The sequence below is a fragment of the Pseudomonas sp. P4_C8 genome, from assembly GCF_056401975.1.
The window spans coordinates 46,820-73,046 of the sequence record NZ_JBFUIH010000013.1 but is presented as its reverse complement, the minus strand read 5'-3'; the positions used below and the strand labels follow the sequence as shown (position 1 = coordinate 73,046).

General features: G+C 60.5%; 26 protein-coding genes. 18 read left to right on the top strand and 8 right to left on the bottom strand.

Annotated features, from left to right (window positions below):
- Positions 1-224 precede the first annotated feature (224 nt).
- Positions 225-611 carry a DUF6124 family protein gene (locus tag AC1DWM_RS10735; protein WP_477795172.1) on the top strand — a complete coding sequence of 129 codons (387 nt, stop codon included), beginning with the start codon at positions 225-227 and terminating at the stop codon, positions 609-611.
- 115 nt (positions 612-726) lie between these two features.
- Here AC1DWM_RS10735 and AC1DWM_RS10730 read toward each other — a convergent pair whose 3' ends face one another.
- The 6 genes from AC1DWM_RS10730 to pilG all read right to left on the bottom strand — a co-directional run bounded on the left by AC1DWM_RS10730 (position 727) and on the right by pilG (position 10,701).
- Positions 727-1,194 carry a chemotaxis protein CheW gene (locus AC1DWM_RS10730; RefSeq protein WP_477795171.1) on the bottom strand — a complete coding sequence of 156 codons (468 nt, stop codon included), beginning with the start codon at positions 1,192-1,194 and terminating at the stop codon, positions 727-729.
- Positions 1,187-7,084, bottom strand: coding sequence for an Hpt domain-containing protein (locus AC1DWM_RS10725; protein WP_477795170.1), 5,898 nt, complete (start codon positions 7,082-7,084; stop codon positions 1,187-1,189). The genes AC1DWM_RS10730 and AC1DWM_RS10725 overlap by 8 nt, the downstream gene beginning before the upstream one ends.
- Before the next feature lie 49 nt (positions 7,085-7,133).
- Positions 7,134-9,191 (bottom strand): methyl-accepting chemotaxis protein, encoded by a 2,058-nt coding sequence (locus AC1DWM_RS10720; RefSeq protein WP_223518065.1) that lies wholly within the window; start codon positions 9,189-9,191, stop codon positions 7,134-7,136.
- A gap of 138 nt (positions 9,192-9,329) precedes the next feature.
- Positions 9,330-9,863, bottom strand: a complete 534-nt coding sequence (locus AC1DWM_RS10715; RefSeq protein ID WP_477795169.1) for a chemotaxis protein CheW — start codon at positions 9,861-9,863, stop codon at positions 9,330-9,332.
- Between the two features lie 10 nt (positions 9,864-9,873).
- Positions 9,874-10,239 carry a twitching motility response regulator PilH gene (pilH, locus tag AC1DWM_RS10710; protein ID WP_007897961.1) on the bottom strand — a complete coding sequence of 122 codons (366 nt, stop codon included), beginning with the start codon at positions 10,237-10,239 and terminating at the stop codon, positions 9,874-9,876.
- A 57-nt stretch (positions 10,240-10,296) separates the two neighbouring features.
- Entirely contained in the window at positions 10,297-10,701 is a 405-nt protein-coding gene (gene pilG, locus AC1DWM_RS10705; protein ID WP_223518062.1) for a twitching motility response regulator PilG, read from the bottom strand.
- Between the two features lie 223 nt (positions 10,702-10,924).
- Here pilG and gshB point away from each other — a divergent pair, with 223 nt between their 5' ends.
- The 7 genes from gshB to AC1DWM_RS10670 all read left to right on the top strand — a co-directional run bounded on the left by gshB (position 10,925) and on the right by AC1DWM_RS10670 (position 16,931).
- Positions 10,925-11,878 (top strand): glutathione synthase, encoded by a 954-nt coding sequence (gene gshB / locus AC1DWM_RS10700; RefSeq protein ID WP_223518061.1) that lies wholly within the window; start codon positions 10,925-10,927, stop codon positions 11,876-11,878.
- 77 nt (positions 11,879-11,955) lie between these two features.
- Positions 11,956-12,855 carry a TonB family protein gene (locus AC1DWM_RS10695; RefSeq protein WP_477795168.1) on the top strand — a complete coding sequence of 300 codons (900 nt, stop codon included), beginning with the start codon at positions 11,956-11,958 and terminating at the stop codon, positions 12,853-12,855.
- 150 nt (positions 12,856-13,005) lie between these two features.
- Positions 13,006-13,578, top strand: a complete 573-nt coding sequence (locus AC1DWM_RS10690) for a YqgE/AlgH family protein (protein WP_223518058.1) — start codon at positions 13,006-13,008, stop codon at positions 13,576-13,578.
- Positions 13,578-14,015 carry a Holliday junction resolvase RuvX gene (gene ruvX / locus AC1DWM_RS10685; protein WP_003195067.1) on the top strand — a complete coding sequence of 146 codons (438 nt, stop codon included), beginning with the start codon at positions 13,578-13,580 and terminating at the stop codon, positions 14,013-14,015. The genes AC1DWM_RS10690 and ruvX overlap by 1 nt, the downstream gene beginning before the upstream one ends.
- A 98-nt stretch (positions 14,016-14,113) precedes the next feature.
- The gene (gene pyrR / locus AC1DWM_RS10680) at positions 14,114-14,617 is read left to right on the top strand and encodes a bifunctional pyr operon transcriptional regulator/uracil phosphoribosyltransferase PyrR (protein WP_223518055.1); all 504 of its coding nucleotides are present in this window, start codon (positions 14,114-14,116) and stop codon (positions 14,615-14,617) included.
- Between the two features lie 26 nt (positions 14,618-14,643).
- Entirely contained in the window at positions 14,644-15,663 is a 1,020-nt protein-coding gene (locus AC1DWM_RS10675; protein ID WP_223518052.1) for an aspartate carbamoyltransferase catalytic subunit, read from the top strand.
- Positions 15,660-16,931: a dihydroorotase gene (locus AC1DWM_RS10670; RefSeq protein WP_452628506.1), complete on the top strand. Its 1,272-nt coding sequence runs from the start codon at positions 15,660-15,662 to the stop codon at positions 16,929-16,931. Before AC1DWM_RS10675 ends, AC1DWM_RS10670 begins: the two co-directional genes overlap by 4 nt.
- 87 nt (positions 16,932-17,018) lie before the next feature.
- Here AC1DWM_RS10670 and AC1DWM_RS10665 read toward each other — a convergent pair whose 3' ends face one another.
- Positions 17,019-17,450, bottom strand: coding sequence for an NINE protein (locus tag AC1DWM_RS10665; RefSeq protein WP_223518048.1), 432 nt, complete (start codon positions 17,448-17,450; stop codon positions 17,019-17,021).
- Positions 17,451-17,700: 250 nt separating this feature from the next.
- On the opposite strand from AC1DWM_RS10665, the gene AC1DWM_RS10660 reads away from it, so the two are divergent.
- Complete coding sequence (locus AC1DWM_RS10660) at positions 17,701-18,318, top strand: C40 family peptidase (protein WP_223518210.1); 618 nt, start codon at positions 17,701-17,703, stop codon at positions 18,316-18,318.
- A 142-nt stretch (positions 18,319-18,460) separates the two neighbouring features.
- Here the strand turns inward: AC1DWM_RS10660 and AC1DWM_RS10655 are convergent, their stop codons facing one another.
- Positions 18,461-19,495, bottom strand: a complete 1,035-nt coding sequence (locus AC1DWM_RS10655; RefSeq protein WP_223518047.1) for a type IV pilus twitching motility protein PilT — start codon at positions 19,493-19,495, stop codon at positions 18,461-18,463.
- A gap of 57 nt (positions 19,496-19,552) precedes the next feature.
- Here AC1DWM_RS10655 and AC1DWM_RS10650 point away from each other — a divergent pair, with 57 nt between their 5' ends.
- The 9 genes from AC1DWM_RS10650 to hemW all read left to right on the top strand — a co-directional run bounded on the left by AC1DWM_RS10650 (position 19,553) and on the right by hemW (position 26,208).
- Positions 19,553-20,239, top strand: a complete 687-nt coding sequence (locus AC1DWM_RS10650) for a YggS family pyridoxal phosphate-dependent enzyme (RefSeq protein WP_477795167.1) — start codon at positions 19,553-19,555, stop codon at positions 20,237-20,239.
- A 35-nt stretch (positions 20,240-20,274) separates the two neighbouring features.
- Complete coding sequence (gene proC / locus AC1DWM_RS10645) at positions 20,275-21,093, top strand: pyrroline-5-carboxylate reductase (RefSeq protein WP_223518026.1); 819 nt, start codon at positions 20,275-20,277, stop codon at positions 21,091-21,093.
- 24 nt (positions 21,094-21,117) lie between these two features.
- Positions 21,118-21,705 carry a YggT family protein gene (locus AC1DWM_RS10640; protein WP_223518023.1) on the top strand — a complete coding sequence of 196 codons (588 nt, stop codon included), beginning with the start codon at positions 21,118-21,120 and terminating at the stop codon, positions 21,703-21,705.
- Complete coding sequence (locus AC1DWM_RS10635) at positions 21,705-22,001, top strand: DUF167 domain-containing protein (protein WP_149659730.1); 297 nt, start codon at positions 21,705-21,707, stop codon at positions 21,999-22,001. The genes AC1DWM_RS10640 and AC1DWM_RS10635 overlap by 1 nt, the downstream gene beginning before the upstream one ends.
- A 183-nt stretch (positions 22,002-22,184) precedes the next feature.
- Positions 22,185-23,324: a homoserine O-succinyltransferase MetX gene (metX, locus tag AC1DWM_RS10630; protein ID WP_477795166.1), complete on the top strand. Its 1,140-nt coding sequence runs from the start codon at positions 22,185-22,187 to the stop codon at positions 23,322-23,324.
- 7 nt (positions 23,325-23,331) lie between these two features.
- Positions 23,332-23,952, top strand: a complete 621-nt coding sequence (gene metW / locus AC1DWM_RS10625; RefSeq protein WP_223518019.1) for a methionine biosynthesis protein MetW — start codon at positions 23,332-23,334, stop codon at positions 23,950-23,952.
- A 26-nt stretch (positions 23,953-23,978) separates the two neighbouring features.
- The gene (locus tag AC1DWM_RS10620) at positions 23,979-24,413 is read left to right on the top strand and encodes a DUF4426 domain-containing protein (RefSeq protein ID WP_223518017.1); all 435 of its coding nucleotides are present in this window, start codon (positions 23,979-23,981) and stop codon (positions 24,411-24,413) included.
- Positions 24,410-25,006 (top strand): RdgB/HAM1 family non-canonical purine NTP pyrophosphatase, encoded by a 597-nt coding sequence (rdgB, locus tag AC1DWM_RS10615; protein ID WP_477795165.1) that lies wholly within the window; start codon positions 24,410-24,412, stop codon positions 25,004-25,006. The genes AC1DWM_RS10620 and rdgB overlap by 4 nt, the downstream gene beginning before the upstream one ends.
- Entirely contained in the window at positions 25,003-26,208 is a 1,206-nt protein-coding gene (hemW, locus tag AC1DWM_RS10610; protein WP_223518011.1) for a radical SAM family heme chaperone HemW, read from the top strand. The genes rdgB and hemW overlap by 4 nt, the downstream gene beginning before the upstream one ends.
- Positions 26,209-26,227 lie beyond the last annotated feature (19 nt).

Sequence of the window (26,227 nt, the reverse complement as noted above, 5' to 3'; positions counted from 1 at the left end):
ATTCAGCGACCGGGGCTGGAAACCCCATGAGTACGGGGCGCAAAAGCGTCCTTCATAACGTATGCTTGCGCACCTTTAAAGTGTGCACTCCGTTATGGCGGCTGTGCGCGGAAGACCTTAGGGTCTGCCGGGTCTCCGTACCCCGGGTTTCCAACCGCGTACAGCTGCCACCCATTCGCTTGGAAACCGAATGGGCCAGCTTCAACCCTGTATGGAGATTCACTATGTTCAAAGCCACTCCCAACCCCCCGGAAACCGACACCGGTTCCGACGCATCCCTCGAAGCCGAAAAACTCAAAGAAGCCGCCGACCGCGCCTTCGCCCATTACTTCCCCCCTGCTAGCGACAAACCATCTAGACGCCGTAACAAGTCCCAGCTCTTCACTGTATGCCCCGACATCGACGCCGAAGCCCTGCTGGCCAACGCCTCCGAAGACATGCTGTCGATCAGCGCGATTGCTGCCGATCTGGCGGACGATGTGGAAGGCTCACGCCGCTCGGTCGCCTTGGCGATCAGCCGAATGGCGGATGGCGTGCAGTTGTTGGTGGAGCGGGCGTTGGACCATTACGAAGCGTTGCAGATGCAGATGCGGGCTCAGGCCAAGGTTTAGCCGTCAGGTTTTGAGGTGAATTGAAGGCCGCCATCGCGAGCAGGCTCGCTCCCACATTGGATCTGCGGCGTACACAAAACCCCTGTGGGAGCGAGCCTGCTCGCGATGGGGCCAGTCAGACCAACCCAGCACTTACAAGCAGTTCTTCCAGTGCCAATAAGTCAGGGACTTTGGCAACTTGCTCCCCCACCTGCACCGCCGCCTGCTCCAGCGAACACAACGGCACGTCGACATAGCTCAGCTGACTGTCCAGCTTGTGCGACCGAGGAATCCCCTGCACCAGCAATGCAATGAACTTCAACGCCGGCCGCCCGCCCAGCGCATTGAGAATCACAATCCTCGCGCGCTCGCCGATGACGACTTTATTACCGCAAGCCGACTCAAAACTGAGCAACGGTATCTGCCGGTCCCGCCACTTCACCAGCCCCAGATACCACGGTGGCGTATCCAGATCGAACGCCCCCGGCTGATAGTCGATCAGCTCCGCCACCGCGACGTTGGGCAGGATCAGATTGCGGTCGGCCAAGGGCAGCAACAGGCCGGTGAGGTTGTTGGTGCGCTGGTAAAAATGGTCATCAAGCATGGGATTTGCTCCACAGGGCGATGCTTTCCAGCAGCACCGATTCCTGGTACGGCTTGCCGAGGTAATCGTTAACGCCGATGGCCATTGCGCGGTCGCGGTGTTTCTGGCCGGTGCGTGAAGTGATCATGATGATCGGCAGGTGCTGCAATCGCTCGTCGGCGCGCACCTGGGTCGCGACTTCAAAGCCGTCCATGCGCGGCATCTCGATGTCCAGCAGCATCACGTCCGGCATGTGTTCTTCGAGCAGCAGCATGGCGTCGACCCCGTCCTTGGCGGTCAGCACATTCATGCCGTGGCGTTCGAGCAAACGACTGGTGACCTTGCGCACGGTCACCGAGTCATCGACCACCAGCACTAGCAATGGCTTGTGTGGCTCGACCTCGGTGTCCTGGGTTAGCGCCTGCTGCGGCACAGGCGCCTGCATGGCGCGGATCGGCGCCAGCAAATCAAGAATCAGCACCACCCGGCCATCGCCCAGAATCGTCGCACCGGACAAGCCCTGCACCGCTGCGAACTGCGGGCCGAGGCTTTTCACCACGATCTCGCGGGTGCCGGCCATGGAGTCGACCTGCACCGCAATGTGCCGCTCGTTGCATTGCACCAGCATCACCGGCAACGGCAGGCTTTGGCCCAGCAGTTTCGGGCGGGAACTGGTTTTCAGCAACTCGCCGAGGTAGCACAACTCATAGTCCTGCCCGGCGTACTTGTACCTTGGGGGATCGAGTCGGTAATGCCCTTCGAGTTCGTTGGGCAGCACACGGACGATACCGCCGATGGTGTTCAGCGGGATCGCATATTGATCTTCAAAGCACTGCACCATAAGCGCGCGGTTGACCGAGACGGTGAACGGCAGACGAATGCGGAAATGCACGCCCTGCCCCGGCACCGAGTCGATAACCATCGTGCCGCCGAGCTGGCGAACTTCTTCATGGACCACATCCATGCCGACGCCGCGTCCGGAAATCTGGGTAATCTTCTCTGCCGTGGAAAACCCCGGTTGCAGGATGAACTGCAGCACGTCGTGGTCGCTGATATCGGCGTCCGCGGCCAGCAAGCCGCGCTTGATCGCCTTGCGTCGCACCGCGTCCAGCGGCACGCCGGCACCGTCGTCGCGGATGTCGAAAATCATGTCGCCGCCCTCGCGGGACAAGTCGAGTGTGATCCGCCCCTTGGCCGGTTTGCCGGCCGCGATTCGCACCTCGGCCGATTCCAGGCCGTGGTCCACGGCATTGCGCAGCATGTGTTCCAGCGGCGGCGCCATGCGTTCAAGTACGTTGCGGTCCATCTCGCCTTCAGCGTTGCCGACAATGAACTCCACGTCCTTGCCCAGTTCGCTGGAGACCTGCCGAACGATGCGCTTCAAACGCGGCAGCATCCGCTCGAACGGCACCATGCGCGTGCGCATCAGTCCTTCTTGCAACTCGGTATTGATGCGGCCCTGCTGTTGCAGCAGGTTTTCCGCGTCCTGGTTGCGCCGGTCGAGGGTTTCCTTCAAATCGAGCAAATCAGAGGCCGATTCGAACAGCGCCCGGGACAGTTGCTGCAATTGCGAGTGGCGGTCCATTTCCAGCGGGTCGAACTCTTCGTAGCCCAGGCGTTCGGCGTCGACTTGCTGGCGGCTGAGAATGCGGCCCTGGGTTTCGGTATCAAGTCGGCGCAATTGGTCGCGCATACGCTCGATGGTGGTTTCCATCTCGCTCAGAGTGACCCGCGCATCGTTGACCTGCTGTTCGATACGGCCACGGAAGATTGAAGTTTCACCGGCCAGGTTGACCAGGTCATCGAGCAGTTCAGCCGAGACCTTGACCATGTCGGCGCCCGCTTCCGCTTGTATCGCGGGCGTCTCTGGCTTGGCAGCGGGCGTCACATCGGCCGGTTGCAGCACGGCCGGATGGCTGAAATTCTTGATCGCGTCGATCAGTTGGTCAGCGGGCGGCAAGGGCTGCCCGGCGCGGGTCGCATCGAGCATCTGCGCCAACCGGTCGTGGCTGCTTTGCAACAACGTAAACAACGCCTCGCTCGGTTGCAGCGCGCCCGCCGAGAGGCTTTCGTAGAGAAACTCCAGCTCATGGGCAAGGTCGCCAATAGGCGCGATTTCGACCATTCGCGCACCGCCCTTGAGCGTGTGCAGTTCACGCAGCAGGGTTTCCATTTCTTGTCGGTTCGACGGTTCGGCTTGCCAGCGCACGAGCGCGGCGCCGGAGTTTTCGATGATGTCGAAACCTTCCTCGAGGAAGATCTCCAGCAACTCGGGATCATGCCCCGGCGAATCCTTGACCGGCTCGGGCTCCGCCACTTCGGCGACGTTGGCATTGCCCTGACGAAACTCGCGAATCGCCTCGATCAGCTCGCCCGGGTTCCCCAGCGATTGCTGATTCTGCAACTGCTCAAGCAACACCGCGAGCCGGTCATGGCTCTGTTGCAGCAGCTGCACCAGGGTTTCACTGTGGTTATAACGGCGGTCCACCAAGTCTTCGTAAAGGCTTTCCAATTCATGGGCGAGGTCGCCGACCGGCTGGACTTCGGCCATCCGCGCACCGCCCTTGAGGGTGTGCAAATCCCGCTGCAAGGACAACAGCGGTGCGGCGTTGTCCGGGTCATTCAACCAGCGTTGCAGCGCGTGGCCGGCACTTTCGAGGATATCCATCGCTTCTTCGAGGAAGATCGAAACGATTTCGTCATCCAGTTCAACCTGGGTCGCCGATTGCGCCAGCTCGGCGGTGGCGCTGCCCAGCTCCCGGATACTCAGGGTACGGCTGCCATCACTGCGAATCAGGCCCATGGACGAAGGATCCAGACTTTCGTCGAGCAAACCGCGCAAGGCCCGGATACGTTCCGGTTGCGGGGTGATTTCCTGGCCGGCGGCCAGTTCGTCGAGCATGTTGATCAGCGCTTCATGAGCACTTTGCGCCTCATGGAAAAACCGCTCGCTGACCGCCAGGCTGCTCTCTTCCACCGCGCCGTACAGGTCGAGCAAGGCTTCGCAGAGCGCATCCACCGGATGCAAATCGGCGAGGTGCGCGACTTCGCCGAGCGTGGTCAGTTCGTCGAGCAGCGCGGTCAGTTCCTGACGCTCGCCAGGATGCTGCTGCCAGCGCTGCAACAGGCTTTCGGCGTCCAGCAGGATGTCCATGCCCTGGGACAGGAAGTTGTTGATCAACTGCGGATCGCGCTTGGTTCGCAGCGCGGTATTGGGCGTGCTCGACAGGGTTTGCAGACGCTCGGCGAGTAACGACCGGGTGTGTTCGATCAATGGGCCGGCGCCGCGTATCTGCGCCAACGGGTCCGACTTGAGCTGTCGCAACCCGAGCCGGAACAACCCTTCGGCTTCCAGCAACAGCTCGACTTCGTCCAAATCCAGTGCGATCAGGTGCGCCTTGTACTCGCGGGCCAGTTGATCCAGTGCCGTCGCCAGCTCGGCAATCGGCAAGACCCCGGCCATCGAGGCACTGCCCTTAAGTGTGTGCAACGCCCGCTGCAACTCGTCGCTGGCCTGAAGTGGCACATGCTCGGCGGCCTGATCGAGAAAGCGGTTGAGGCTGGCCAGATGGGTTTCGGCTTCTTTGCGGAAGATCTCCAGCAACAGCGGGTCAAGGGCCGCCACGTCTTGGGTATCTTCATCGCTGGCCGGCGCATCGCCCTTGGCTAGCGCATGTGCGCGTGCGGCCAGCAGGTCGACATCATTGCGTTGGCGCTGAGCATTGCCAGCATATTCGGCCACCAGTTCCGGCAGTAAATCCAGTGCATCGGTGAGCAGTTGTTGCACGGCCGCCCCAGGCGCGACGCTGTCCTCCAGCACGCGGTTGAGCAGGTTTTCCACCGCCCAGGCCAGCTCGCCCAGCACCAGCGCCCGGACCATCCGGCCACTGCCTTTCAAGGTATGAAAGGCTCGGCGCAATTCGCTCAAGGCAGACTTGTCGTCGGGGTTGGCCGCCCAGCGCGGTAAATAGTCCTGGAGGATATCCAGGACTTCATCGGTCTCTTCGAGAAAGACTTCGCGCAGCTCATCGTCGACCGGCTCTTCACCGGCGGGCGGCGGCAACAGGCTGCCCGGTGTGGTCAGGGCAGGCGGATTGACGGAAGACACGGGACTGGCCAGCACATCGGCCAGCGACTGCACGGTCTCGGGGTCATCGAGTTCCTGCATCTCCTGCATGACCAGGGCTTCACTCGGGCTAAGCACATCGTCGAGCATTGGCACCTGGAATTCGCTGGGGAAAAACCCGAGTGACGCCAGGCTTTTTTCCGCAACGTCGAGCAGTTGTTCGCCCGGCGCTTCGGGATCGTCGCCAAGGCGCTCCAGGTAATATTCGATGCTGGTGACCACGTCGGCCAGGCTGTCCAGCTCTTGCCAATCGGGCTGGTCCAGCTCCAGCAGCAAGTGCTCGCGAATGAAGTGATTGCAGGTTTCGATCAGGCTCGCCGCACGGCTCAACGGGATCATCGACAACGCGCCGCGCACCTGGGTCAGCAAGGCCGGCAACGCCTGCAAATGCTGGCGATCCCAGTCGGCGTCGATGTAGTCGACGATCATGTCCTTGGCCTGTTGCAGGCAGATGCGCGCTTCGCGGATGACGATCTGATGGATCTGCGTCAGGTCGGTGGTCGGCAGGCGACTTTCTTCCTGGCTCTCGGGCTCTACCGTGCCCATCATGCCGGCCAAATTGGCTTCGACGTAGAGCAAGGCGCCCGCGACGTCCATGAGGATCGCGTCGTTGGGTTCGCGCTGGCCCTGAGCCAGGCTCAGCACCACCGCCAGTTGATCGATGATGACTTTGCGCGGCTGGCCAAACCCCAGCACCGCCAGGGTGTCGGCGATTTGCCGCAGCGGCGCCAACAGGCTATCGAGGTCCGAGATGTGCTGGCGGTCGCTGCGCACGAACAGGTCCAGGCGCTCCTTGACTCGCACCAGCTCTTCACAAAGCGCAGCCAGCACCGAGCGCATGGCATCGCGGTCGGGGCCGGCCAGACGTGCGCGTTCTTCATCGACCATCGCGCTGTCAGGCAACGCGTCGTCCAGTGAGTAGCGATCTTTCATGGTCAGCATCTGCCCGGTAGGAAGTTCGGCCTTGGCAATGTAGAACAGCAAACTCTTGAGCAGCTCCGGCGGTGCCGGTTGATTGATCCCGCGGATGCCTTGTTCGAGCAAACGCTTGAGTTCTTTGTCGGCGTCCTTGAACAGGCTGCGCAGCGCCGGGCTGTTGGCGATCACGTCTGTGCGCATGCCTTCGACCAGTGCCGAGGCGACTTGCCACAGCGGGCTCAGGGGCGCATCAGCGCATAACCCTTCAAGGCGTGAAAAAACCTTGGCCAGATAATTAAAATGGGTGTCGTCATCCTGTTCTCGCAGCAACCCGACCAGCGCCATCTGCAACATCTGGCGCAATTTGCGTAGCACATTGGCTAAGTCCGCAGGCTCCAGCAGCGCCAGCGACGCTTCGTCCAGCGGTGGCAGCTCCACCAGTTGCGGGCTGAACAGGCTGGTTTCCGAGAGCAGGGTTTCTCCCCGGGCACTGCGCAAATCGTTGATCAGCGGCAACACCACCAAGGGTAGGTCACGGCGCGCACCTTGCACCCGGTCGAGGTAAATCGGCAGCTGCCCGAGGGCTTGCATCAACAGGTGAAGCGCCTCGTCACGGTGGCTGACGCGGTTGTGCTGCAAGGCGCGGGTCAACTGCTCCATCTCTTCGGCGAACAGGGCCGCGCCGTAGAATTCGACCATCTGCAAACTGCCGTGAACCTGATGGATGTACGCCAGGCAATCACTCAAGGCGTACAACGCCTGCGGGTCATCAAGCAGGGTTTCGATCGCTTGATGGGCCTGCTTCAGCGTTTCGGCAATCTCGCCTTTGACCCACTCAAGGGCCACATAGTCGTGCCGATTACCCATAACCACTCCAGTCCCTACGCCAATCAAAAATCATACGCCTGTGGACGGTTCACGCTTTGTCTGCCGCCTGCGCCTTGACGGTCGGCAAGGTGAAGCCAGACACCGAACGCCGCAGCTGACTGGCCATTTTCGCCAAATTGCCGATGCTCTCGGCAGTGGCGGTGGAGCCGGACGAGGTCTGCGAGGTGATCTGTTGAATCACGTTCATCGTCAGGGAAATCTGCCCGGCCGAAGAGGTTTGCTGCTGCGCCGCGTTGGAAATACTCTGGATCAACGCGGCGAGGGTCTTCGATACGCCTTCGATTTCTTCCAGGGCCACACCGGCATCCTGCGCCAGACGCGCACCGCGCACCACTTCGGTGGTGGTCTGCTCCATCGAAATCACCGCTTCGTTGGTGTCCGTCTGGATCGCCCGCACCAGGGTTTCGATTTGCCGGGTCGCGGCGGACGAGCGCTCGGCCAGGCGCTGGACTTCATCGGCCACCACCGCAAAACCGCGCCCGGCGTCACCGGCCATCGACGCCTGGATGGCCGCGTTGAGCGCGAGGATGTTGGTCTGGTCGGCAATGTCATCGATCAGGCTGACAATATCGCCGATTTCCTGCGAGGACTCACCCAGACGCTTGATGCGCTTGGCGGTGTCCTGAATCTGCTCGCGAATGTTGTCCATGCCATGGATGGTGTTGTGCACCACCTCGTTGCCCTTGTTGGCAATTTCCACCGAGCGCTCGGCCACCGCCGAAGATTCAGCGGCGTTGGCCGACACTTGGTCGATGGACTGGGCCATGTCGTTGATAGCCGTGGAGGCTTCGGAAATCTGCTGCGCCTGATGCTCAGAGGCCTGCGCCAAGTGCATGGCGGTGGCCTGGGTTTCCTGCACGGCGGCGGCCACCTGGCCGGCAGTGAGGTTGATGGTCGCCACCAGGTCGCGCAATTGGTCCACGGAGTAGTTGATCGAGTCGGCGATGGTCCCGGTGAAGTCTTCAGTTACCGAGGCGGTAACGGTCAAGTCGCCGTCGGCCAGGTCTGCAATTTCATCCAGAAGCCGCATGATCGCGGTCTGGTTGCGTTCGTTTTTCTCGGCAGTTTCCCGAAGTTGGCGGTTGGTTTCGCGCACCATGACCATGCCGATCAAGATGATCGATGCCAGCGCCAGCAGACCCAGCACGTAACCGCCGATGGTGTCGACATTGCGCCCGTCGGCGAGGTTTTCGAAACCGATGGCCAGGTGCGAAGCTTCGTCGAGCAGGGTTTGCGACAGGGTGAAAATGTTGGTGGCTGACTCGCGGACCTTGAACAGTTCGGGCGAAGTTTCGAGGATTTCATCCACCGAGCCGGAGACGAATTCGAACAGTTCGGAAATCTCGCTCAACCGGGCGCGGGCATCGCGGTCCTCGACCTGGCTGATCCTCAGCGCCACGTTGCCCTGAAGCATGCCGTTGAGTACCTGGCCGAAACGCGCGGCATCGCGACCGAAAGCATCGGCGGCCTGCTGCGAGTTTTCATCGCCGGACAGCACGGTGTTCACCGCGCCCAAAATACGCTCGGCCAGCAGCGATTGACGCTGGGCCACCGCCACCTGGCCGGCCGGCGCCCCACGTTGCAGGAGGATTTCGACGACTTTCTCGTACTCGACCTGCAACTGCGGCACGGTTTCGGCCAGGGTCGCGGCGACCTGATGCAGCGACAGCACGGTCTGCTCGCTGGAGAGGATCGCGTCGGTGTTTTTCAGCAAGCGTTCCCAATCGAGCTGCACGGCGCGCATTTCCGGGCGCACCGTGGACGGCGCTGGTGGCAGGCCAGTGGCCGGGTCGCCCTTCTTCAGGTAACCCCAACGCAGCGCAAAGTCATTGCGCGCATCGCTGAGCAACTTGAACGCAGCCGCTTTGCCGGCGGCGGCTTCGGTGGCATTTTTAGCGATGCGCTGGGACAGTACGCGCAGCTCACCGGCATGGCCGATGTACTGTTTGTCGTACATGGCTTGGGTGTTGAGGTAAGCGAAATTGGCGAACAGCAGCATGATGAACACGATCAGCGCGATGAACAGCGCGACGATCTGCGAGCGGCTGCGCGTTCCTTCTGGCTTACCTGTTTTTGCTTTTATCATCGGTCCTCGCCTGTCCTACCCAATTCACTACTCGCCCTTGTAGGAGCAAGGCTTGCCCGCGATGAACGATTACGCGGTGTGCCTGCAAAACCGCGTCGTCTGCATCGCGGGCAAGCCCGGCTCCTACAGGGGCCGGGGTCAAATCGCGACGTGCCTAAAGCTTTGCGACTGCGCCAACGCAAACGGGCTGAACACTTGCCAGGTCTGCTCACGCTGGAATCGGCCTTTGACGAACGCCGACATTGGCCCACTCCACTGATCTGCCGGTTCCAGGCTGTCCTGGGCAAAGTGCTGCAAGCCAAAGACTTCGTCGACCAGCAACCCGGCAAACACCTCGTCATGTTCCACCACCAACACCCGCCGCTGCTTGCGCGCCGCGGAGACTTCGTGGCCAAAGAAACCGTACAAATCCATGATTGGCAACAATCGCCCACGCAGGTTGGCCACCCCTTTGACCCAGGGTTTGACGCCCGGCAACTGGGTAAACCGCGGTTCATGCAGGACTTCGCTGACTTCGCCCATCGGTGCGACGTACCAATCCTCGCCCAAGCGAAAACCGATGCCGCTCCAGCTGTCCTGCCGGGTCGGCTGCGATGGAAGATCCGCCGCCAGCAGACGACAACGCTGGTCGATCTGCAGCAGCAGTTCGAAAGCCGTCAGCGACTCGCTCATGGCCGGACGATCAACCGGCCAACACGTTGTTCAGGGTTTTGATCAGGGTATCTTCATCAACCGGCTTGGTCAGGTAGTCCTTGGCGCCCTGGCGGGTGCCCCAGACCTTGTCGGTTTCCTGATCCTTGGTGGTGATGATGATCACCGGGATGTGCCCGGTTTCCGGGTCTTTGGTCAGCTGGCGGGTCGCCTGAAAACCGTTGAGGCCGGGCATGACGATGTCCATCAGCACCGCGTCGGGTTTTTCCTGACGGGCCAGGGCCACGCCGTCGGCACCGTTTTCGGCTTTCAACACTTCGTGGCCGTGCTTTTCCAGCATGCCGGTCAGTTTGTACATTTCGGTCGGCGAATCATCGACGATCAGAATACGTGCCATGGTCTTCCCCATTCTTGTCGACGCCGGGCCCGCTGGCCGAGCGTCACTGTGCTTGTCCTACTGCGGCAAAACGGCGGCGAAGCCCGGAACATGGGCCTGGATCGCGCTCAGCAGTTCTTCCTTGCTGAACGGCTTGGTCAAAAACTGGTCGGAGCCGACGATGCGCCCCTTGGCCTTGTCGAACAACCCGTCCTTGGACGACAGCATAATCACTGGCGTGGACTTGAACGCACTGTTGTTCTTGATCAACGCGCAGGTCTGATAGCCATCCAGACGCGGCATCATGATGTCGACAAAGATAATGCCGGGATGATTATCGGCAATCTTGGCCAGCGCATCGAAACCGTCGATGGCCGTAATGACTTCACAACCCACATTCTTCAACAGCGTTTCGGCGGTGCGTCGAATCGTCTTCGAATCGTCGATCACCATGACCTTCAAGGCGCTGGAATGCTGATCCATAAATGCTCTACCGTCGCCTTTGCGAAACAAATTGTCCGTTTGCGCTTGAAACCCTTGATACTCAAGGGCCAGCATGACATGGCAGCCTTTTTAGCACAGTCTCAAAAACCAATCTATCGGCCGGCTTGCGCGATGGTTTTTCCTTGACCGGGAACACACTCAGCGCCACTCTGACGCCACTTTTTCATGTCCATTCGGACCAGCCATTTTCGAGGAAAAACCCATGAGCGTTCGCGTCGGGATTGTCATGGATCCTATTGCCAGCATCTCCTATAAAAAGGATAGCTCGCTGGCCATGCTGCTGGCCGCGCAGAAGCGCGGCTGGGAACTGTTCTACATGGAACAGCGCGATTTGTACCAGGCCGAAGGTCAGGCCCGCGCGCGGATGCGTCCGCTGCAAGTGTTCGCCAACCCGGAAAAATGGTTCGAACTGGGCGCCGAGAGCGATGCGCTGCTGAGCGATCTGGACGTGATCCTGATGCGCAAGGATCCGCCGTTCGACATGGAATTCGTTTACTCCACCTACCTGCTGGAGCAAGCCGAACGCGCTGGCGTGCTGGTGGTCAACAAGCCGCAGAGCCTGCGTGACTGCAACGAAAAGCTGTTCGCCACGCTGTTCCCGCAGTGCACGCCGCCGACCGTGGTCAGCCGCCGCCCTGACGTGCTGCGCGAATTCGCCGATCATCACGGCGATGTGATTCTCAAGCCGCTGGACGGCATGGGCGGCTCCTCGATTTTCCGTCACACCGCCGGCCATCCAAACCTGTCGGTGATCCTCGAAACCCTGACTCTGCATGGCAAGCAGCAAATCATGATCCAGGGTTATCTGCCGGCCATCGTCGACGGTGACAAACGCATCCTGATGATCGACGGCGAGCCGGTGGATTACTGTCTGGCGCGGATTCCAGCCGCCGGTGAAACCCGCGGCAACCTCGCGGCCGGTGGTCGCGGAGAGGCGCGACCGTTAACCGACAAGGATCGCTGGATCGCCGCGCAAGTCGGCCCGACCCTGCGCGAAAAAGGCCTGTTGTTTGTGGGCCTGGACGTGATCGGCGAGCACCTGACCGAAATCAACGTCACCAGCCCGACCTGCATTCGCGAAATCGACAATGCCTTTGGCACCGACATTGGTGGCCTGCTGATGGATGCCATCGATCAGAAGCTCAAGGCTCGTTGATATAGAACAGCCAGGAAATCACCAACATTGCGTTATCATCCGCGGCCTGTGAAAAACGCGATGTTGGTTTTTTTGTCATGACCCTCCCGTCCGATCTGCCCGTTGAACTCGCCCATCGTGGCGTGCGCCCGGCCGATCGCCTCGGTTTTACCCTGTTTCTTGCGGCGTTGATTCACCTGGCGTTGCTGTTGGGCGTCGGCTTTACGATGGTCGAACCCAAACAAATCAGCAAAACCCTGGAAATCACCCTCGCCACCTTCAAAAGCGAAAAGAAGCCCGAAAAAGCCGATTTCCTTGCCCAGGAAAATCAGCAGGGTAGCGGCACCCTGGATAAAAAGGCCATTCCCAAGACCACCGAGGTTGCGCCCTTCCAGGACAACAAGGTGCAAAAAGTCACGCCACCGCCCGCCGCCAAGCCTGAAGTTCAGGAAGCCGCACCCAAGGCTGCCGTGACCACAGTCGCGCCGAAGCCGAAAAAAGCCGCAGCGAAGAATGAAGAGGTCAAACCGCAAACCAAACCCGCGGTGGCTGCACCGACTTTCGACAGTTCCCAGCTGTCCAGCGACATCGCCAGCCTCGAAGCGGAACTGGCCAACGAACAACAGTTGTACGCCAAACGCCCGCGCATCCACCGCTTGAGCGCGGCGTCGACCATGCGCGACAAAGGCGCCTGGTATAAGGACGAATGGCGCAAGAAGGTCGAGCGCATCGGCAACCTCAATTACCCAGACGAAGCCCGACGCAAACAGATTTACGGCAATTTGCGGTTAATGGTTTCGATCAACAGCGATGGCTCGCTCTATGAAGTGCTGGTGCTGGAGTCGTCCGGGCAACCGCTGCTGGACCAGGCGGCGCAGCGGATCGTGAGGCTCGCGGCACCGTTTGCGCCATTTACCGGCGATCTTTCGGACATCGACCGCCTGGAAATCATCCGCACGTGGAGGTTTGCGCGCGGGGACAGACTCTCCAGCAACTGACTGGTATATGACCTGTAGGAGCTGGCTTGCCAGCGAAGGCGTTTTCGACAGCGCTTTCGCTGGCAAGCCAGCTCCTACAGGAGATCAATCTCACGCAAACATCCATTCCCCAGCTTGTCAGTTCGCCCCTCCAACGCCACACTATCGCTCATGAAAAACGTCGACCCCAGCTACCTCAAGCATCAATTCCTGATCGCCATGCCTCACATGGCCGACCCGAACTTTGCGCACACATTGACCTACATTGTCGAGCACACGGCCAATGGTGCCATGGGGCTGGTGATCAACCGCCCGCTAGACCTGAGTCTGGCCGACATCCTTGAGCAACTGCGCCCGGATATCGAGCCGCCAGCGCTGTGCCAGCATGTGCCGATTTTCATGGGCGGTCCGGTGCAGACGGATCGCGGCTTTGTCCTGCACCCCAAAGGGCAGAGCTATCAGGCGACCGCTGATCTGGAAGACGAGCTGTCCTTGTCTACTTCTCAGGACGTGCTGTTCGCCATCGCCGACGGCGTGGGTCCGGCGAAAAGCCTGATCGCCTTGGGTTACGCGGGCTGGGAAGCCGGGCAGCTGGATGCCGAACTGGCCCAGAACGCCTGGCTGACCTGCCCGTTCGACGCCGACATCCTGTTCAACACCAGCAGCGAGCTGCGCCTGGAAGCAGCGGCCAAGCATTTGGGTGTCAACCTCAGCCTGCTCACCAGCCAGGCGGGGCACGCCTGATGGCCCTGCGCCTGATTTTGGGTTTCGACTACGGCACCAAACAGATCGGCGTCGCGGTCGGCCAGGTGATTACCGGCCAGGCTCGCGAGTTGTGCACCTTGAAGGCCCAGAACGGCGTTCCCGACTGGAATCAGGTCGAAGCCCTGATTAAAGAGTGGAAACCCGACGCCGTGGTGGTCGGCCTGCCCTTGAACATGGACGGCACCCCGAGCGACATGTGCCTGCGCGCGGAAAAGTTCGCCCGCCGCCTGAATGGTCGTTACAACCTGCCCTTCTATACCCATGATGAACGCCTGACCACGTTTGAAGCCAAAGGCGAGCGACGTGATCGCGGCGGGCAAAAAGGCAGTTACCGCGACAACCCGGTGGACGCCATCGCCGCCGCCCTGCTGCTGCAAGGCTGGCTCGACGAAAACACCGCACTGTTCGAGTCCTGAAGCAACGAATCCTCAAGAGCCGCTGCCAGCGACTCTTTATAGCGACAACCCGAGCCACCCCTCAAGCAGCATCGGCTCGGGCCCAAGAAGGAGCAATCATGAGCCTGCCCAATCCCGCCGAACTGATCAGCCAGATGGCGATCCGGCTTGACGCCCATCTGGCCAAACGAGGCATCAGCGAACCGCGTTATATCGGTATTCGTACCGGCGGCGTCTGGGTCGCCCAGGCCTTGCTCAAGGAACTGGGCAGCGACTCGCCGCTCGGCACCCTGGATGTTTCCTTCTACCGCGACGATTTCAGCCAGAGCGGCTTGCACCCGCAGGTTCGCCCGTCTGCGCTACCGTTCGAAATCGAAGGCCAGCATCTGGTACTGATCGACGACGTGCTCATGAGCGGTCGGACCATCCGCGCGGCCCTGAACGAACTCTTCGACTACGGCCGCCCGGCCAGCGTAACCCTGGTCTGCCTGCTGGACCTGGACGCCAGCGAGTTGCCGATCCGCCCGAACGTGGTGGGCGCGACGCTGTCGCTGGCCGCCCACGAGCGGGTGAAACTGTCTGGCCCCGAGCTCAAGCTTGAATTGCAAGACCTCGCCCTTTAATCCGCCCTATTGAGAGTCCCCTCGCGATGACGCCTCTAGATACCAAGCGCCCGCTGCAGCTCAATGATCAGGGCCAGCTGCGCCACTTCCTCTCGCTCGACGGTTTGCGCCGCGAGCTGTTGACGGAAATCCTCGACACCGCCGACTCGTTCCTCGAAGTCGGCGCCCGGGCAGTGAAGAAAGTCCCGTTGCTGCGCGGCAAGACCGTGTGCAATGTGTTCTTCGAAAACTCCACCCGCACCCGCACCACCTTTGAACTGGCGGCCCAGCGGTTGTCGGCGGACGTGATCACCCTGAACGTGTCGACCTCGTCGGCCAGCAAGGGCGAAACCCTGCTCGACACCCTTCGCAACCTCGAAGCCATGGCCGCCGACATGTTTGTCGTGCGCCACGGTGACTCCGGTGCCGCGCACTTCATCGCCGAGCATGTGTGCCCGCAAGTAGCGATCATCAATGGCGGCGACGGCCGTCACGCGCACCCGACGCAGGGCATGCTCGACATGCTGACCATCCGTCGACACAAGGGCGGTTTCGAAAACCTCTCGGTGGCCATCGTCGGTGACATCCTGCACTCGCGGGTGGCGCGCTCGAACATGCTGGCACTGAAAACCCTCGGTTGCCCGGACATCCGCGTGATCGCGCCGAAAACCCTGCTGCCGATCGGCATCGAGCAATACGGCGTGAAGGTTTACACCGACATGACCGAAGGCCTGAAAGACGTCGACGTGGTGATCATGCTGCGCCTGCAACGCGAGCGCATGACCGGCGGCCTGCTGCCAAGCGAAGGCGAGTTCTACCGCCTGTTCGGCCTGACCACCGCACGCCTGGCCGGGGCCAAGCCGGATTGCATCGTCATGCACCCGGGGCCGATCAACCGCGGGGTGGAAATTGAGTCGGCGGTGGCCGACGGTCCGCACTCGGTGATCCTCAACCAGGTCACCTACGGTATTGCAATTCGTATGGCCGTGCTGTCCATGGCCATGAGCGGGCAGACTGCGCAACGTCAATTCGAGCAAGGCCAATTCGAGCAGGAGAACGCCCAGTGAAGCTCAGTATTCTCGGCGCCCGCGTGATTGATCCAGCCACGGGGCTGGATAAAGTGACTGACATCCACATTGAAGCCTGCAAGATCGTCGCCCTGGGCGCCGCTCCAGCCGGTTTTGTCGCCGTCGACACCCTCGACGCCCAAGGCCTGGTGGCCGCCCCTGGGCTGGTTGACCTGAACGTCGCCCTGCGCGAGCCGGGCTACAGCCGCAAAGGCTCAATCATCAGTGAAACCCGCGCCGCCGCAGCCGGTGGCGTCACCAGCCTGTGCTGCCCGCCGAAAACCAAACCGGTGCTGGACACCTCGGCCGTGGCCGAACTGATCCTCGACCGTGCTCGCGAAGCCGGCAACACCAAAGTGTTCCCGATTGGCGCCCTGAGCAAAGGCCTGGACGGCGAGCAGCTTGCAGAGCTCGTTGCCCTGCGCGATGCCGGTTGCGTGGCCTTCGGCAACGGCCTGGAGAGCTTCCGCAACACCCGCACCCTATGCCGGGCGCTGGAATACGCGGCGACGTTCGACCTGACGGTGATATTCAACTCGCAGGACCATGATCTGGCCGAAGGTGGTTTAGCCCACGAAGGCCCGACTGCCAGCTTCCTTGGCTTGCCGGGCATTCCGGAAACCGCTGAAACCGTGGCCCTGGCCCGGGACCTGCTGCTGGTCGAGCAGAGCGGCGTGCGCGCGCACTTCAGCCAACTCACCAGCGCTCGCGGTGTGGCCCTGATCGCTCAGGCCCAGGCCCGTGGGCTGCCGGTGACCGCCGATGTGGCGTTGTATCAGCTGATCCTGACCGATGAAGCCCTGATCGACTTCAGCAGCCTCTATCACGTCCAGCCGCCACTGCGTACCCGCGCCGACCGCGACGGCCTGCGTGAAGCGGTGAAATCGGGCGTGATCTCGGCCATCTCCAGCCATCACCAACCGCACGAGCGCGATGCCAAACTCGCGCCGTTCGGTGCCACGGAGCCTGGCATCAGCAGCGTTGAATTGCTGTTGCCGCTGGCGATGACGCTGGTGGAGGATGGTTTGCTGGATCTGCCGACGTTGCTGGCGCGTTTGAGCGCAGGACCTGCCGAGGCGCTGCGTTTGCCGGCCGGCAAGCTGGCGGTGGGTGGGCCGGCGGACATCGTGCTGTTCGACCCGGCGGCTTCGACTGTGGCCGGTGAGAACTGGCTGTCCAAGGGTGAGAACTGTCCGTTTATTGGGCATACCCTGCCGGGTGTGGTGCGTTACACCTTGGTGGATGGGCGGATTAGCCACCAGGCGTAATACCGCGTCGCTACAATCGCGAGCAAGCTTTGCTCCTACAGGATTGTGTATGAACACCCTGTAGGAGCATGGCTTGCCAGCGATGGCTTACTGGAAGGCGCCTCTGTTCTGGGCGTTGCGCACGGATACCTGGTCATTCAGCGTCCAGAAGTCATACAACACCCCGACAAAGAACAACCCGCCCGTCACCAGGTACAGCAACCCGCTGATCCACTTCCCCTGATACATCCGGTGTACGCCGAACACCCCGAGAAACGTCAGCAGAATCCAAGCCACGTTGTATTCGATAGGCCCTGCGGTGAACCGAAGGTCAGCTTCACGGTCCATAGCCGGGATCAGAAACAGGTCGATCAGCCAGCCAATCCCCAGCAAGCCAAAGGTGAAGAACCAGATCGTCCCAGTCACCGGTTTGCCGTAATAGAAGCGGTGAGCGCCGGTAAAACCGAAAATCCACAGCAAATAACCAATCACTTTGCTGTGCGTATCGTGATGTGCGGCGGACTGTTGATAGCTGTTCATTAAGGACCTCGACTCACACGATAGATAAATATTGTTTAAATCTTTGTGACTTTTTTACAGGCTGCCGACGTATGGCAAATGCTACCGTGGCTCCCGTCAAAGCCTTATAGCGCCTGACTTCTGTCCGACAATTGCGGCAATCTGCCGCTTGTTTGGTTCCAATGGCCACCATGTTGAATCGACCAACGGCCTCGGAAGGGCAAAAAAAGCTGTTATAAAGTTGCGCGTTCACCCATTCGAGCCCTGCCTAATGCGTCCATTTTTCAAGACATGGCTAACCATTTGCCTTTTGATGCCACTGGCCGCCCACGCCACCAATCGTGAGCAACGTCTTCCAAACGTTAATGGTTACACCCCAAAATCCCATGTTTCTGCTCCCTCCAGCAAAAACAAAAAAACTGCACAAGATTCGACCCAGCTGAGCGACAACAGCAAACTTGTACCGCCAATGGCGAGCAAGGAAAGCAGCAACGTGCTGAGCCGCGCCGTAAACGTCCTCGGTACTCCTTATCGTTGGGGCGGCAGTAGCCCAAGTAAAGGGTTCGACTGTAGTGGCCTGGTGAAATATGCGTTCAACGACACCACGTTTGACCTGCCGCGCACCTCCAATGCCATGGCCAGCGGTCATGGCGAGAAAATCGATCGCGACGACCTGAAACCGGGCGACCTGATTTTCTTCAACATCAAGAGCCGTCGGGTCAATCACGTTGCCATCTACCTGGGCAACGACCGCTTCATCCACGCACCACGTCGTGGCAAGTCGGTGAGCATCGATACGCTGAAAAAGCCGTACTGGGAAAAACATTACGTGGTTGCCAAGCGGGTTCTGCCTAAAGAGCCGAACCAGATGCGCGTCGCTCAGCGCTGATTTAAGTACCTGATATTTGTTGATCGTTCCCACGCTCTGCGTGGGAACGCAGCCCGGGACGCTCCGCGTCCCAACAGCGGACGCAGAGCGTCCATTGAGGCATTCCCACGCGGAGCGTGGGAACGATCAATCAACATCCCCGTCAAAAATTATCCGGCGACCGCGCTTTCTCCCGCGCATGCTCGCGACTGATCAAGCCCTTGGCCACCAATTCCTTCAAGCACATATCCAGCGTCTGCATCCCCAGGTTCCCACCGGTCTGAATCGACGAGTACATCTGCGCGACCTTGTCTTCGCGGATCAGGTTACGAATCGCCGATGTCCCGAGCATGATCTCGTGCGCCGCGATCCGCCCGCCGCCGATCTTTTTCACCAGTGTCTGCGACACCACCGCCAGTAGCGACTCGGAAAGCATCGAACGTACCATCGACTTTTCATCCCCCGGAAACACATCCACCACCCGGTCGATGGTTTTCGCCGCTGACGTGGTGTGCAGCGTGCCGAACACCAGATGCCCGGTCTCGGCGGCGGTCAGCGCCAGGCGAATGGTCTCCAGGTCACGCATCTCCCCCACCAGAATCACGTCCGGGTCTTCACGCAGCGCCGAGCGCAAGGCCGTCGCAAAGCTGCGCGTATCGCGATGGACTTCGCGCTGGTTGATCAGGCATTTGCGCGATTCGTGGACGAATTCGATCGGGTCTTCGATCGTGAGGATGTGGTGATGGCGATGGTTGTTCAGGTAATCGATCATCGCTGCCAGGGTGGTGGACTTGCCGGAGCCGGTCGGGCCGGTCACCAGCACCAGCCCGCGCGGCGCCTCGGTAATCTTGCGAAACACCTCACCCATACCGAGGTCATCCATGCTCAGGACCTTCGATGGAATGGTCCGGAACACGGCGCCTGCGCCACGATTCTGGTTAAAGGCGTTAACCCGGAAACGCGCCACACCGGGCACTTCAAAGGAGAAATCGGTTTCCAGGTGTTTCTCGAAGTCCACCCGCTGGGTGTCGTTCATGATGTCGTAGATCAGCGCTTGTACCTGTTTGTGGTCCAGGGCCGGCACGTTGATGCGTCGCACATCGCCATCGACGCGGATCATCGGGGGCAGGCCGGCGGACAAGTGCAGGTCGGACGCGCCCTGTTTAGCGCTGAAAGCCAGCAGCTCAGTGATATCCATAGCGCCCCTCAATTCCAGTAGAATGCCGCGAACCTTCAGACCGCTGGCGCACATTGAATGTCCACGATAGCAGACAACATTGCTCAGGTAAGTTCACGCATCCGTGCCGCCGCCCTGGCCGCCCAGCGCGATGAGCACAGCGTTCAGCTGCTGGCCGTAAGCAAGACCAAACCCGCCGAGGCCCTGCGTGAAGCGTACGCCGCCGGCTTGCGCGATTTTGGCGAGAACTACCTGCAGGAGGCCTTGGGCAAACAGCTCGAATTGGCCGACCTGCCCTTGATCTGGCACTTCATCGGCCCCATTCAATCGAACAAGACTCGCGCTATCGCCGAGCACTTCGCTTGGGTGCACTCCGTGGATCGGTTGAAAATCGCACAACGCCTGTCCGAACAACGACCAACCGATTTGCCGCCCCTGAACATCTGCATTCAGGTCAACGTCAGCGGTGAAGCCAGCAAATCCGGTTGCACTCCGGCCGACCTGCCGGCTCTGGCCAATGCCATCAGCGAATTGCCACGCCTCACGTTGCGCGGATTGATGGCGATTCCCGAGCCGACGGATGATCGCGCCGAACAGGATGCCGCTTTTGCTGCCGTGCAAAGCCTGCAAGCCAGCCTGAACCTGCCGCTCGACACACTTTCCATGGGCATGAGCCACGACCTTGAGTCGGCCATCGCCCAAGGCGCTACATGGGTCCGCATCGGTACGGCCCTGTTTGGTGCCCGCGACTACGGTCAACCATAAACAATGGCTGACACCTCTCTTTATAAGGACCTGACATGAGCAAAACTCGTATTGCCTTTATCGGTGCCGGCAACATGGCCGCCAGCCTGATCGGCGGCCTGCGCGCCAAAGGTCTGGACGCCTCGCAAATCCGCGCCAGCGATCCGGGCGTTGAAACCCGCACCAAAGTGGCAGCCGAACATGGCATCGAAGTCTTCGCCGACAACGCCGACGCCATCCAGGATGCCAACGTCGTCGTATTGGCGGTCAAACCCCAGGCGATGAAAGCTGTGTGCGAAGCGATTCGCCCGAGCCTGAAGCCGAATCAACTGGTGGTGTCGATTGCCGCAGGCATCACCTGCGCCAGCATGAACAACTGGCTCGGCGCCCAGCCGATCGTGCGCTGCATGCCCAACACCCCGGCGCTGCTGCGTCAGGGCGTGAGCGGTTTGTATGCCACCGCCGAAGTGAACGCCGAGCAGCGCCAACAGGCGCAAGAGCTGCTGTCCGCCGTCGGCATTGCGCTGTGGCTGAACGAAGAGCAGCAACTGGACGCAGTCACCGCAGTGTCCGGCTCAGGGCCGGCGTACTTTTTCCTGCTGATCGAAGCCATGACCGCCGCCGGCGTGAAACTCGGCCTGCCGGCGGACATCGCCGCACAACTGACCCTGCAAACCGCGCTGGGCGCCGCACACATGGCGGTCGCCAGCGATGTCGATGCCGCCGAACTGCGTCGTCGTGTAACGTCGCCTGCGGGCACCACGGAAGCCGCGATCAAGTCGTTCCAGGCCGGTGGCTTCGAAGCCCTGGTCGAAACAGCACTCGGCGCTGCCGCGCATCGCTCGGCCGAGATGGCTGAGCAACTCGGTCGCTAATCAGCTCTTACAAAGGAATCAAAGATGCTCGGACTCAATGACGCTGCCATTTTCATCATTAAAACCCTTGGCAGCCTGTACCTGCTGATCGTACTGATGCGCTTCATCCTGCAACTGGTTCGGGCGAATTTTTACAACCCGCTCTGTCAGTTCATCGTCAAAGCCACGCAACCGCTGCTCAAGCCACTGCGCCGGGTCATCCCGAGCATGTTCGGGCTGGACATGTCGTCGCTGGTGCTGGCGCTGATCCTGCAGATGGTGCTGATCGTGGTCATCCTGGCGCTCAAAGGCTTCATGGTCGACTTCGTGCTACTCGTGCCTTGGGCACTGATCGCGCTGTTCTCGCTGTTTTTGAACATTCTGTTCTACGCGATGATCATCAGTGTGATTCTGTCCTGGGTCGCTCCGGGCAGCCACAATCCGGGCGCAGAGCTGGTCGCGCAAATCACTGAACCGGTACTCGCGCCGTTCCGCCGGATCATCCCGAACCTGGGCGGTCTCGACATTTCGCCGATCTTTGCGTTCATCGTGATCCAGCTGCTGCAAAGCTGGCTGATCCCGCGCCTTGCGTACTTCGCCGGCATGCAGCCAGGGCTGCTCGGCTTGATCTGATGAGCTACTTTCGCTGGGACGGTGACGACCTGATTCTGGAGTGTCACCTGCAACCGGCGGCCCGCAGTGATGATTTCTGCGGGCTGCACGGGGATCGCCTGAAGATCCGCCTGACCGCGCCGCCGGTTGAAGGCAAGGCCAATGCGTATCTGATGGCGTTTCTGGCCAAGGCCTTTGGGGTGTCCAAGAGCCAGGTCAGTTTGATCAGCGGTGAGTTGAACCGGCAGAAACGAGTGCGGATTTGTTCGCCCAAGAAGCTGCCGGAGTTGCCTGATCTGGTGCGTCCCGCAGGCTGACCGCGTCATCGTTCATCGCGGGCAAGCCACGCTCCCACAGAGGCATGCATTCCCCTGTAGGAGCAGGGCTTGCCCGCGATGGCCGCACCTCGGTCTGTCTGAATGAAATCAGGCCCGCCCTTTGCTTGCCGCTAACCCCACCGGTCTTTAGACTTACGCCTCATTTCAACGAGAGCAGGGTCGATGCCAACTGCCTTTCCCCACGATTCTGTTGGTCTGGTGACGCCGCAAGTGGCGCACTTCAGCGACCCCCTGGCCCTGGCCTGCGGGCGTTCGCTTCCAGCGTATGACTTGATCTACGAAACCTACGGCACGCTGAACGCCACGGCGAGCAACGCCGTGCTGATTTGCCACGCGCTGTCCGGTCACCATCACGCTGCCGGTTTTCACAGCCCCGACGACCGTAAACCCGGTTGGTGGGACAGTTGCATCGGCCCCGGCAAACCGATCGACACCAACAAATTCTTCGTGGTCAGCCTGAACAATCTCGGCGGTTGTAACGGCTCTACTGGCCCAAGCAGCATCAACCCGGACACCGGCAAGCCGTTCGGCGCCGATTTCCCGGTGTTGACCGTGGAAGACTGGGTGCACAGCCAGGCGCGTCTGGCCGACCGCATCGGCATCAGCCAATGGGCAGCGGTGATTGGCGGCAGCCTCGGGGGCATGCAGGCGATGCAATGGAGCATCACCTACCCGGAGCGCATTCGGCATTGCCTGGCCATCGCCTCGGCCCCCAAGCTGTCGGCGCAGAACATCGCCTTCAACGAAGTGGCACGCCAGGCCATCCTTACCGACCCCGAGTTTCACGGCGGTTCGTTCCAGGAAGCGGGCGTGATCCCCAAGCGCGGCTTGATGCTGGCGCGGATGGTCGGGCACATCACCTACCTGTCCGACGACTCCATGGGCGAGAAATTCGGCCGGGGCCTCAAAAGCGAAAAGCTCAACTACGACTTCCACAGCGTCGAGTTCCAGGTCGAAAGCTACCTGCGCTATCAGGGCGAAGAGTTCTCCGGGCGGTTCGACGCCAACACTTATTTGCTGATGACCAAAGCGCTGGACTACTTCGACCCGGCAGCGAACTTCGACGATGATCTGGCGAAAACCTTCGCCAACGCTCAAGCCAAGTTCTGCGTGATGTCTTTCACCACCGACTGGCGCTTCTCCCCTGCCCGTTCGCGGGAATTGGTGGACGCGTTGATGGCCGCCAAGAAAGACGTCTGCTACCTCGAGATCGATGCTCCGCAAGGCCATGACGCCTTCCTGATTCCGATCCCGCGTTACTTGCAGGCGTTCAGCAATTACATGAACCGCATTACGTTGTGAGAAAGCCATGAGAGCTGATCTGGAAATCATCCAGGAATGGATCCCCGCCGGCAGCCGCGTGCTTGACCTCGGCTGCGGTGATGGTGAACTGCTGACCTGGCTGCGCGACAACAAGCAAGTGACCGGCTATGGCCTGGAAAACGACCCGGACAACATTGCCGAGTGCGTGGCCAAGGGCATCAACGTCATCGAGCAGGACCTGGACAAGGGCCTGGGCAACTTTGCCAGCAACAGCTTCGACGTCGTGGTCATGACCCAGGCACTGCAAGCGGTGCACTACCCGGACAAGATCCTCGAAGAAATGTTGCGGGTCGGCCGCCAATGCATCATCACCTTCCCCAACTTCGGTCACTGGCGCTGCCGCTGGTACCTGGCGAGCAAGGGCCGGATGCCGGTTTCCGAGTTCCTGCCGTACACCTGGTACAACACGCCGAACATCCACTTCTGCACTTTTGCGGACTTTGAAGCCTTGTGCCGCGAACGTGAAGCCAAGGTCATTGATCGGCTGGCCGTGGATCAACAGCATCGGCACGGGTGGGCCAGCAAGCTATGGCCTAATCTGTTAGGCGAGATCGGTATTTACCGCGTCAGCAGCCCAGGACTTGCAGACCACAAGGTCGCGGTCTGACCCGCCACATTTCGAGGAGAACGATCATGGTTCGTCTAGCGCTGTTTTTACTCACTGCCTGCCTGAGCGTCACCGCTTTTGCCGCTGACGCGATCAATCCCAAGCGCGAACAAACATTTGGTGACGTGAAGGTGTACTACAACACCTTCAACTCGACGTACCTGACACCGGACATCGCCAAAACGAACGAGCTGATTCGCAGCAAGAATCAGGGCGTAATCAATGTGTCTGTGATCAAAGAAGGCAAACCACTGATGGCATCGGTGACCGGCACGGTCAAAGACCTGACCAGCCAAAGCGTGCCGCTGAACTTCAGACAGATCACCGATCAGGGCGCGATTTACTACATCGCCCAATACCCGGTGGACCAGCCGGAAATCCGCACCTTCGACATAAAGGTGCAGATCGGTGACAAAATCAACACCATCAATTTCAACCAAGAGCTCTTCCCCGGCCAATGATCAACTTTACACAGCTCGTACTGGCCAGCCATAACGCCGGCAAACTCAAGGAACTCCAGGCCATGCTCGGCAACTCGGTGCAACTGCGCTCGATCGGCGAGTTCAGCACTGTCGAGCCTGAAGAAACCGGCCTGTCGTTCGTCGAAAATGCCATCCTCAAGGCCCGCAATGCTGCGCGCATTTCCGGCTTGCCGGCGCTGGCTGACGATTCCGGGCTGGCGGTGGATTTCCTCGGCGGTGCGCCAGGGATCTATTCGGCTCGTTATGCGGATGGTCAGGGCGATGCGGCGAACAACGCCAAGTTGCTCGACGCCTTGAAAGACGTACCAGAAACCGAGCGCGGCGCGCAGTTCGTCTGCGTCCTGGCACTGGTCCGTCACGCCGACGATCCGCTACCGATCCTCTGCGAAGGCCTGTGGCACGGGCGTATCCTGCCTGCCGCCAGTGGCGAACACGGGTTTGGTTACGATCCGCTGTTCTGGGTACCGGAGCGCGATTGCTCCAGCGCCGAACTGAGCCCGAGCGACAAGAACCTCATCAGCCACCGCGCCCGTGCAATGGATCTGCTGCGCCAGCGTCTGGGCTTGAAATGACTCACGACTCATCCGCGTCACCGCTGATCTTCGGCGGCGACGCCCAATCGCCACGGGCGGCACTGCCCGTGTTGCCGCCCTTGGCGTTGTACATCCACATCCCGTGGTGTGTGCGCAAATGCCCTTATTGCGACTTCAACTCCCACACCGCCAGCCCGGTGCTGCCGGAAGAGGAGTACGTCGACGCATTACTGGCCGACCTCGATCAGGACCTGCACGCGGTGTATGGCCGTGAGCTGAGTTCGATTTTCTTTGGCGGAGGCACACCAAGCCTGTTCAGCGCCGAAGCCTTGGGCCGTTTGCTCAAAGGTGTTGAACAGCGCATTCCGTTTGCCAGCGACATCGAAATCACCCTGGAAGCCAATCCGGGGACGTTCGAGCAAGAGAAGTTTGTTGCTTATCGCGCCTTGGGTATCAATCGCCTGTCGATCGGAATCCAGAGCTTTCAGGAAGAAAAACTCAAGGCATTGGGGCGGATTCACAACGGTGACGAAGCAGTGCGTGCCGCCGGCATGGCGCGTCTGGCCGGGTTCGATAACTTCAATCTGGACTTGATGCACGGTTTGCCCGACCAGTCGCTGGACGATGCGCTGAGCGACCTGCGCCAGGCCATCGCCTTGAAGCCGACCCATCTGTCTTGGTATCAGCTGACGCTGGAGCCGAACACGGTGTTCTGGAACCAGCCGCCGACGCTGCCGGAAGACGACACGTTGTGGGACATTCAGGAAGCGGGGCAGGCGCTGCTGGCCGAACACGGTTACGCGCAATACGAAGTCTCGGCTTACGCCCAGCCCGGTCGCCCGGCGCGGCACAACCTCAATTACTGGAGCTTCGGCGACTTCATCGGCATTGGCGCCGGCGCCCACGGCAAACTCAGCCATCCGGACGGGCGCATCGTGCGTACCTGGAAGACGCGTTTGCCGAAGGATTACCTCAACCCGGCCAAAAGCTTCAAGGCGGGTGAGAAAGCACTGACCAACGATGAGATGCCGTTCGAGTTCTTGATGAACGCGCTGCGCCTGACCGAGGGTGTCGAATCGCGGCTCTATCCAGAACGCACCGGGCTGAGCCTGGAAAGCCTCGCCGAACACCGCCGCGAAGCCGAACAAAGTGGCTTGTTGCAGGTCGAACCGTCACGTCTGGCGGCCACCGAGCGCGGACAGCTGTTTCTCAATGACTTGCTGCAAAAATTTCTGAGCTGATTTCAGCCCTAAGGGAAAA

Excerpts from the sequence above, each read along its gene's own strand:
- gshB (WP_223518061.1), top strand. The coding sequence starts at position 10,925 with ATGAGCGTTCGCGTCGGGATTGTCATGGATCCTATTGCCAGCATCTCC.
- AC1DWM_RS10725 (WP_477795170.1), bottom strand. The coding sequence starts at position 7,084 with ATGGGTAATCGGCACGACTATGTGGCCCTTGAGTGGGTCAAAGGCGAG.
- proC (WP_223518026.1), top strand. The coding sequence starts at position 20,275 with ATGAGCAAAACTCGTATTGCCTTTATCGGTGCCGGCAACATGGCCGCC.
- pilH (WP_007897961.1), bottom strand. The coding sequence starts at position 10,239 with ATGGCACGTATTCTGATCGTCGATGATTCGCCGACCGAAATGTACAAA.
- AC1DWM_RS10715 (WP_477795169.1), bottom strand. The coding sequence starts at position 9,863 with ATGAGCGAGTCGCTGACGGCTTTCGAACTGCTGCTGCAGATCGACCAG.
- AC1DWM_RS10635 (WP_149659730.1), top strand. The coding sequence starts at position 21,705 with ATGAGCTACTTTCGCTGGGACGGTGACGACCTGATTCTGGAGTGTCAC.
- AC1DWM_RS10695 (WP_477795168.1), top strand. The coding sequence starts at position 11,956 with ATGACCCTCCCGTCCGATCTGCCCGTTGAACTCGCCCATCGTGGCGTG.
- AC1DWM_RS10660 (WP_223518210.1), top strand. The coding sequence starts at position 17,701 with ATGCGTCCATTTTTCAAGACATGGCTAACCATTTGCCTTTTGATGCCA.
- pilG (WP_223518062.1), bottom strand. The coding sequence starts at position 10,701 with ATGGATCAGCATTCCAGCGCCTTGAAGGTCATGGTGATCGACGATTCG.
- AC1DWM_RS10675 (WP_223518052.1), top strand. The coding sequence starts at position 14,644 with ATGACGCCTCTAGATACCAAGCGCCCGCTGCAGCTCAATGATCAGGGC.
- AC1DWM_RS10640 (WP_223518023.1), top strand. The coding sequence starts at position 21,118 with ATGCTCGGACTCAATGACGCTGCCATTTTCATCATTAAAACCCTTGGC.
- pyrR (WP_223518055.1), top strand. The coding sequence starts at position 14,114 with ATGAGCCTGCCCAATCCCGCCGAACTGATCAGCCAGATGGCGATCCGG.
- rdgB (WP_477795165.1), top strand. The coding sequence starts at position 24,410 with ATGATCAACTTTACACAGCTCGTACTGGCCAGCCATAACGCCGGCAAA.
- hemW (WP_223518011.1), top strand. The coding sequence starts at position 25,003 with ATGACTCACGACTCATCCGCGTCACCGCTGATCTTCGGCGGCGACGCC.
- metW (WP_223518019.1), top strand. The coding sequence starts at position 23,332 with ATGAGAGCTGATCTGGAAATCATCCAGGAATGGATCCCCGCCGGCAGC.
- metX (WP_477795166.1), top strand. The coding sequence starts at position 22,185 with ATGCCAACTGCCTTTCCCCACGATTCTGTTGGTCTGGTGACGCCGCAA.
- AC1DWM_RS10720 (WP_223518065.1), bottom strand. The coding sequence starts at position 9,191 with ATGATAAAAGCAAAAACAGGTAAGCCAGAAGGAACGCGCAGCCGCTCG.
- ruvX (WP_003195067.1), top strand. The coding sequence starts at position 13,578 with ATGGCCCTGCGCCTGATTTTGGGTTTCGACTACGGCACCAAACAGATC.
- AC1DWM_RS10690 (WP_223518058.1), top strand. The coding sequence starts at position 13,006 with ATGAAAAACGTCGACCCCAGCTACCTCAAGCATCAATTCCTGATCGCC.
- AC1DWM_RS10730 (WP_477795171.1), bottom strand. The coding sequence starts at position 1,194 with ATGCTTGATGACCATTTTTACCAGCGCACCAACAACCTCACCGGCCTG.
- AC1DWM_RS10650 (WP_477795167.1), top strand. The coding sequence starts at position 19,553 with ATGTCCACGATAGCAGACAACATTGCTCAGGTAAGTTCACGCATCCGT.
- AC1DWM_RS10620 (WP_223518017.1), top strand. The coding sequence starts at position 23,979 with ATGGTTCGTCTAGCGCTGTTTTTACTCACTGCCTGCCTGAGCGTCACC.
- AC1DWM_RS10735 (WP_477795172.1), top strand. The coding sequence starts at position 225 with ATGTTCAAAGCCACTCCCAACCCCCCGGAAACCGACACCGGTTCCGAC.
- AC1DWM_RS10665 (WP_223518048.1), bottom strand. The coding sequence starts at position 17,450 with ATGAACAGCTATCAACAGTCCGCCGCACATCACGATACGCACAGCAAA.
- AC1DWM_RS10655 (WP_223518047.1), bottom strand. The coding sequence starts at position 19,495 with ATGGATATCACTGAGCTGCTGGCTTTCAGCGCTAAACAGGGCGCGTCC.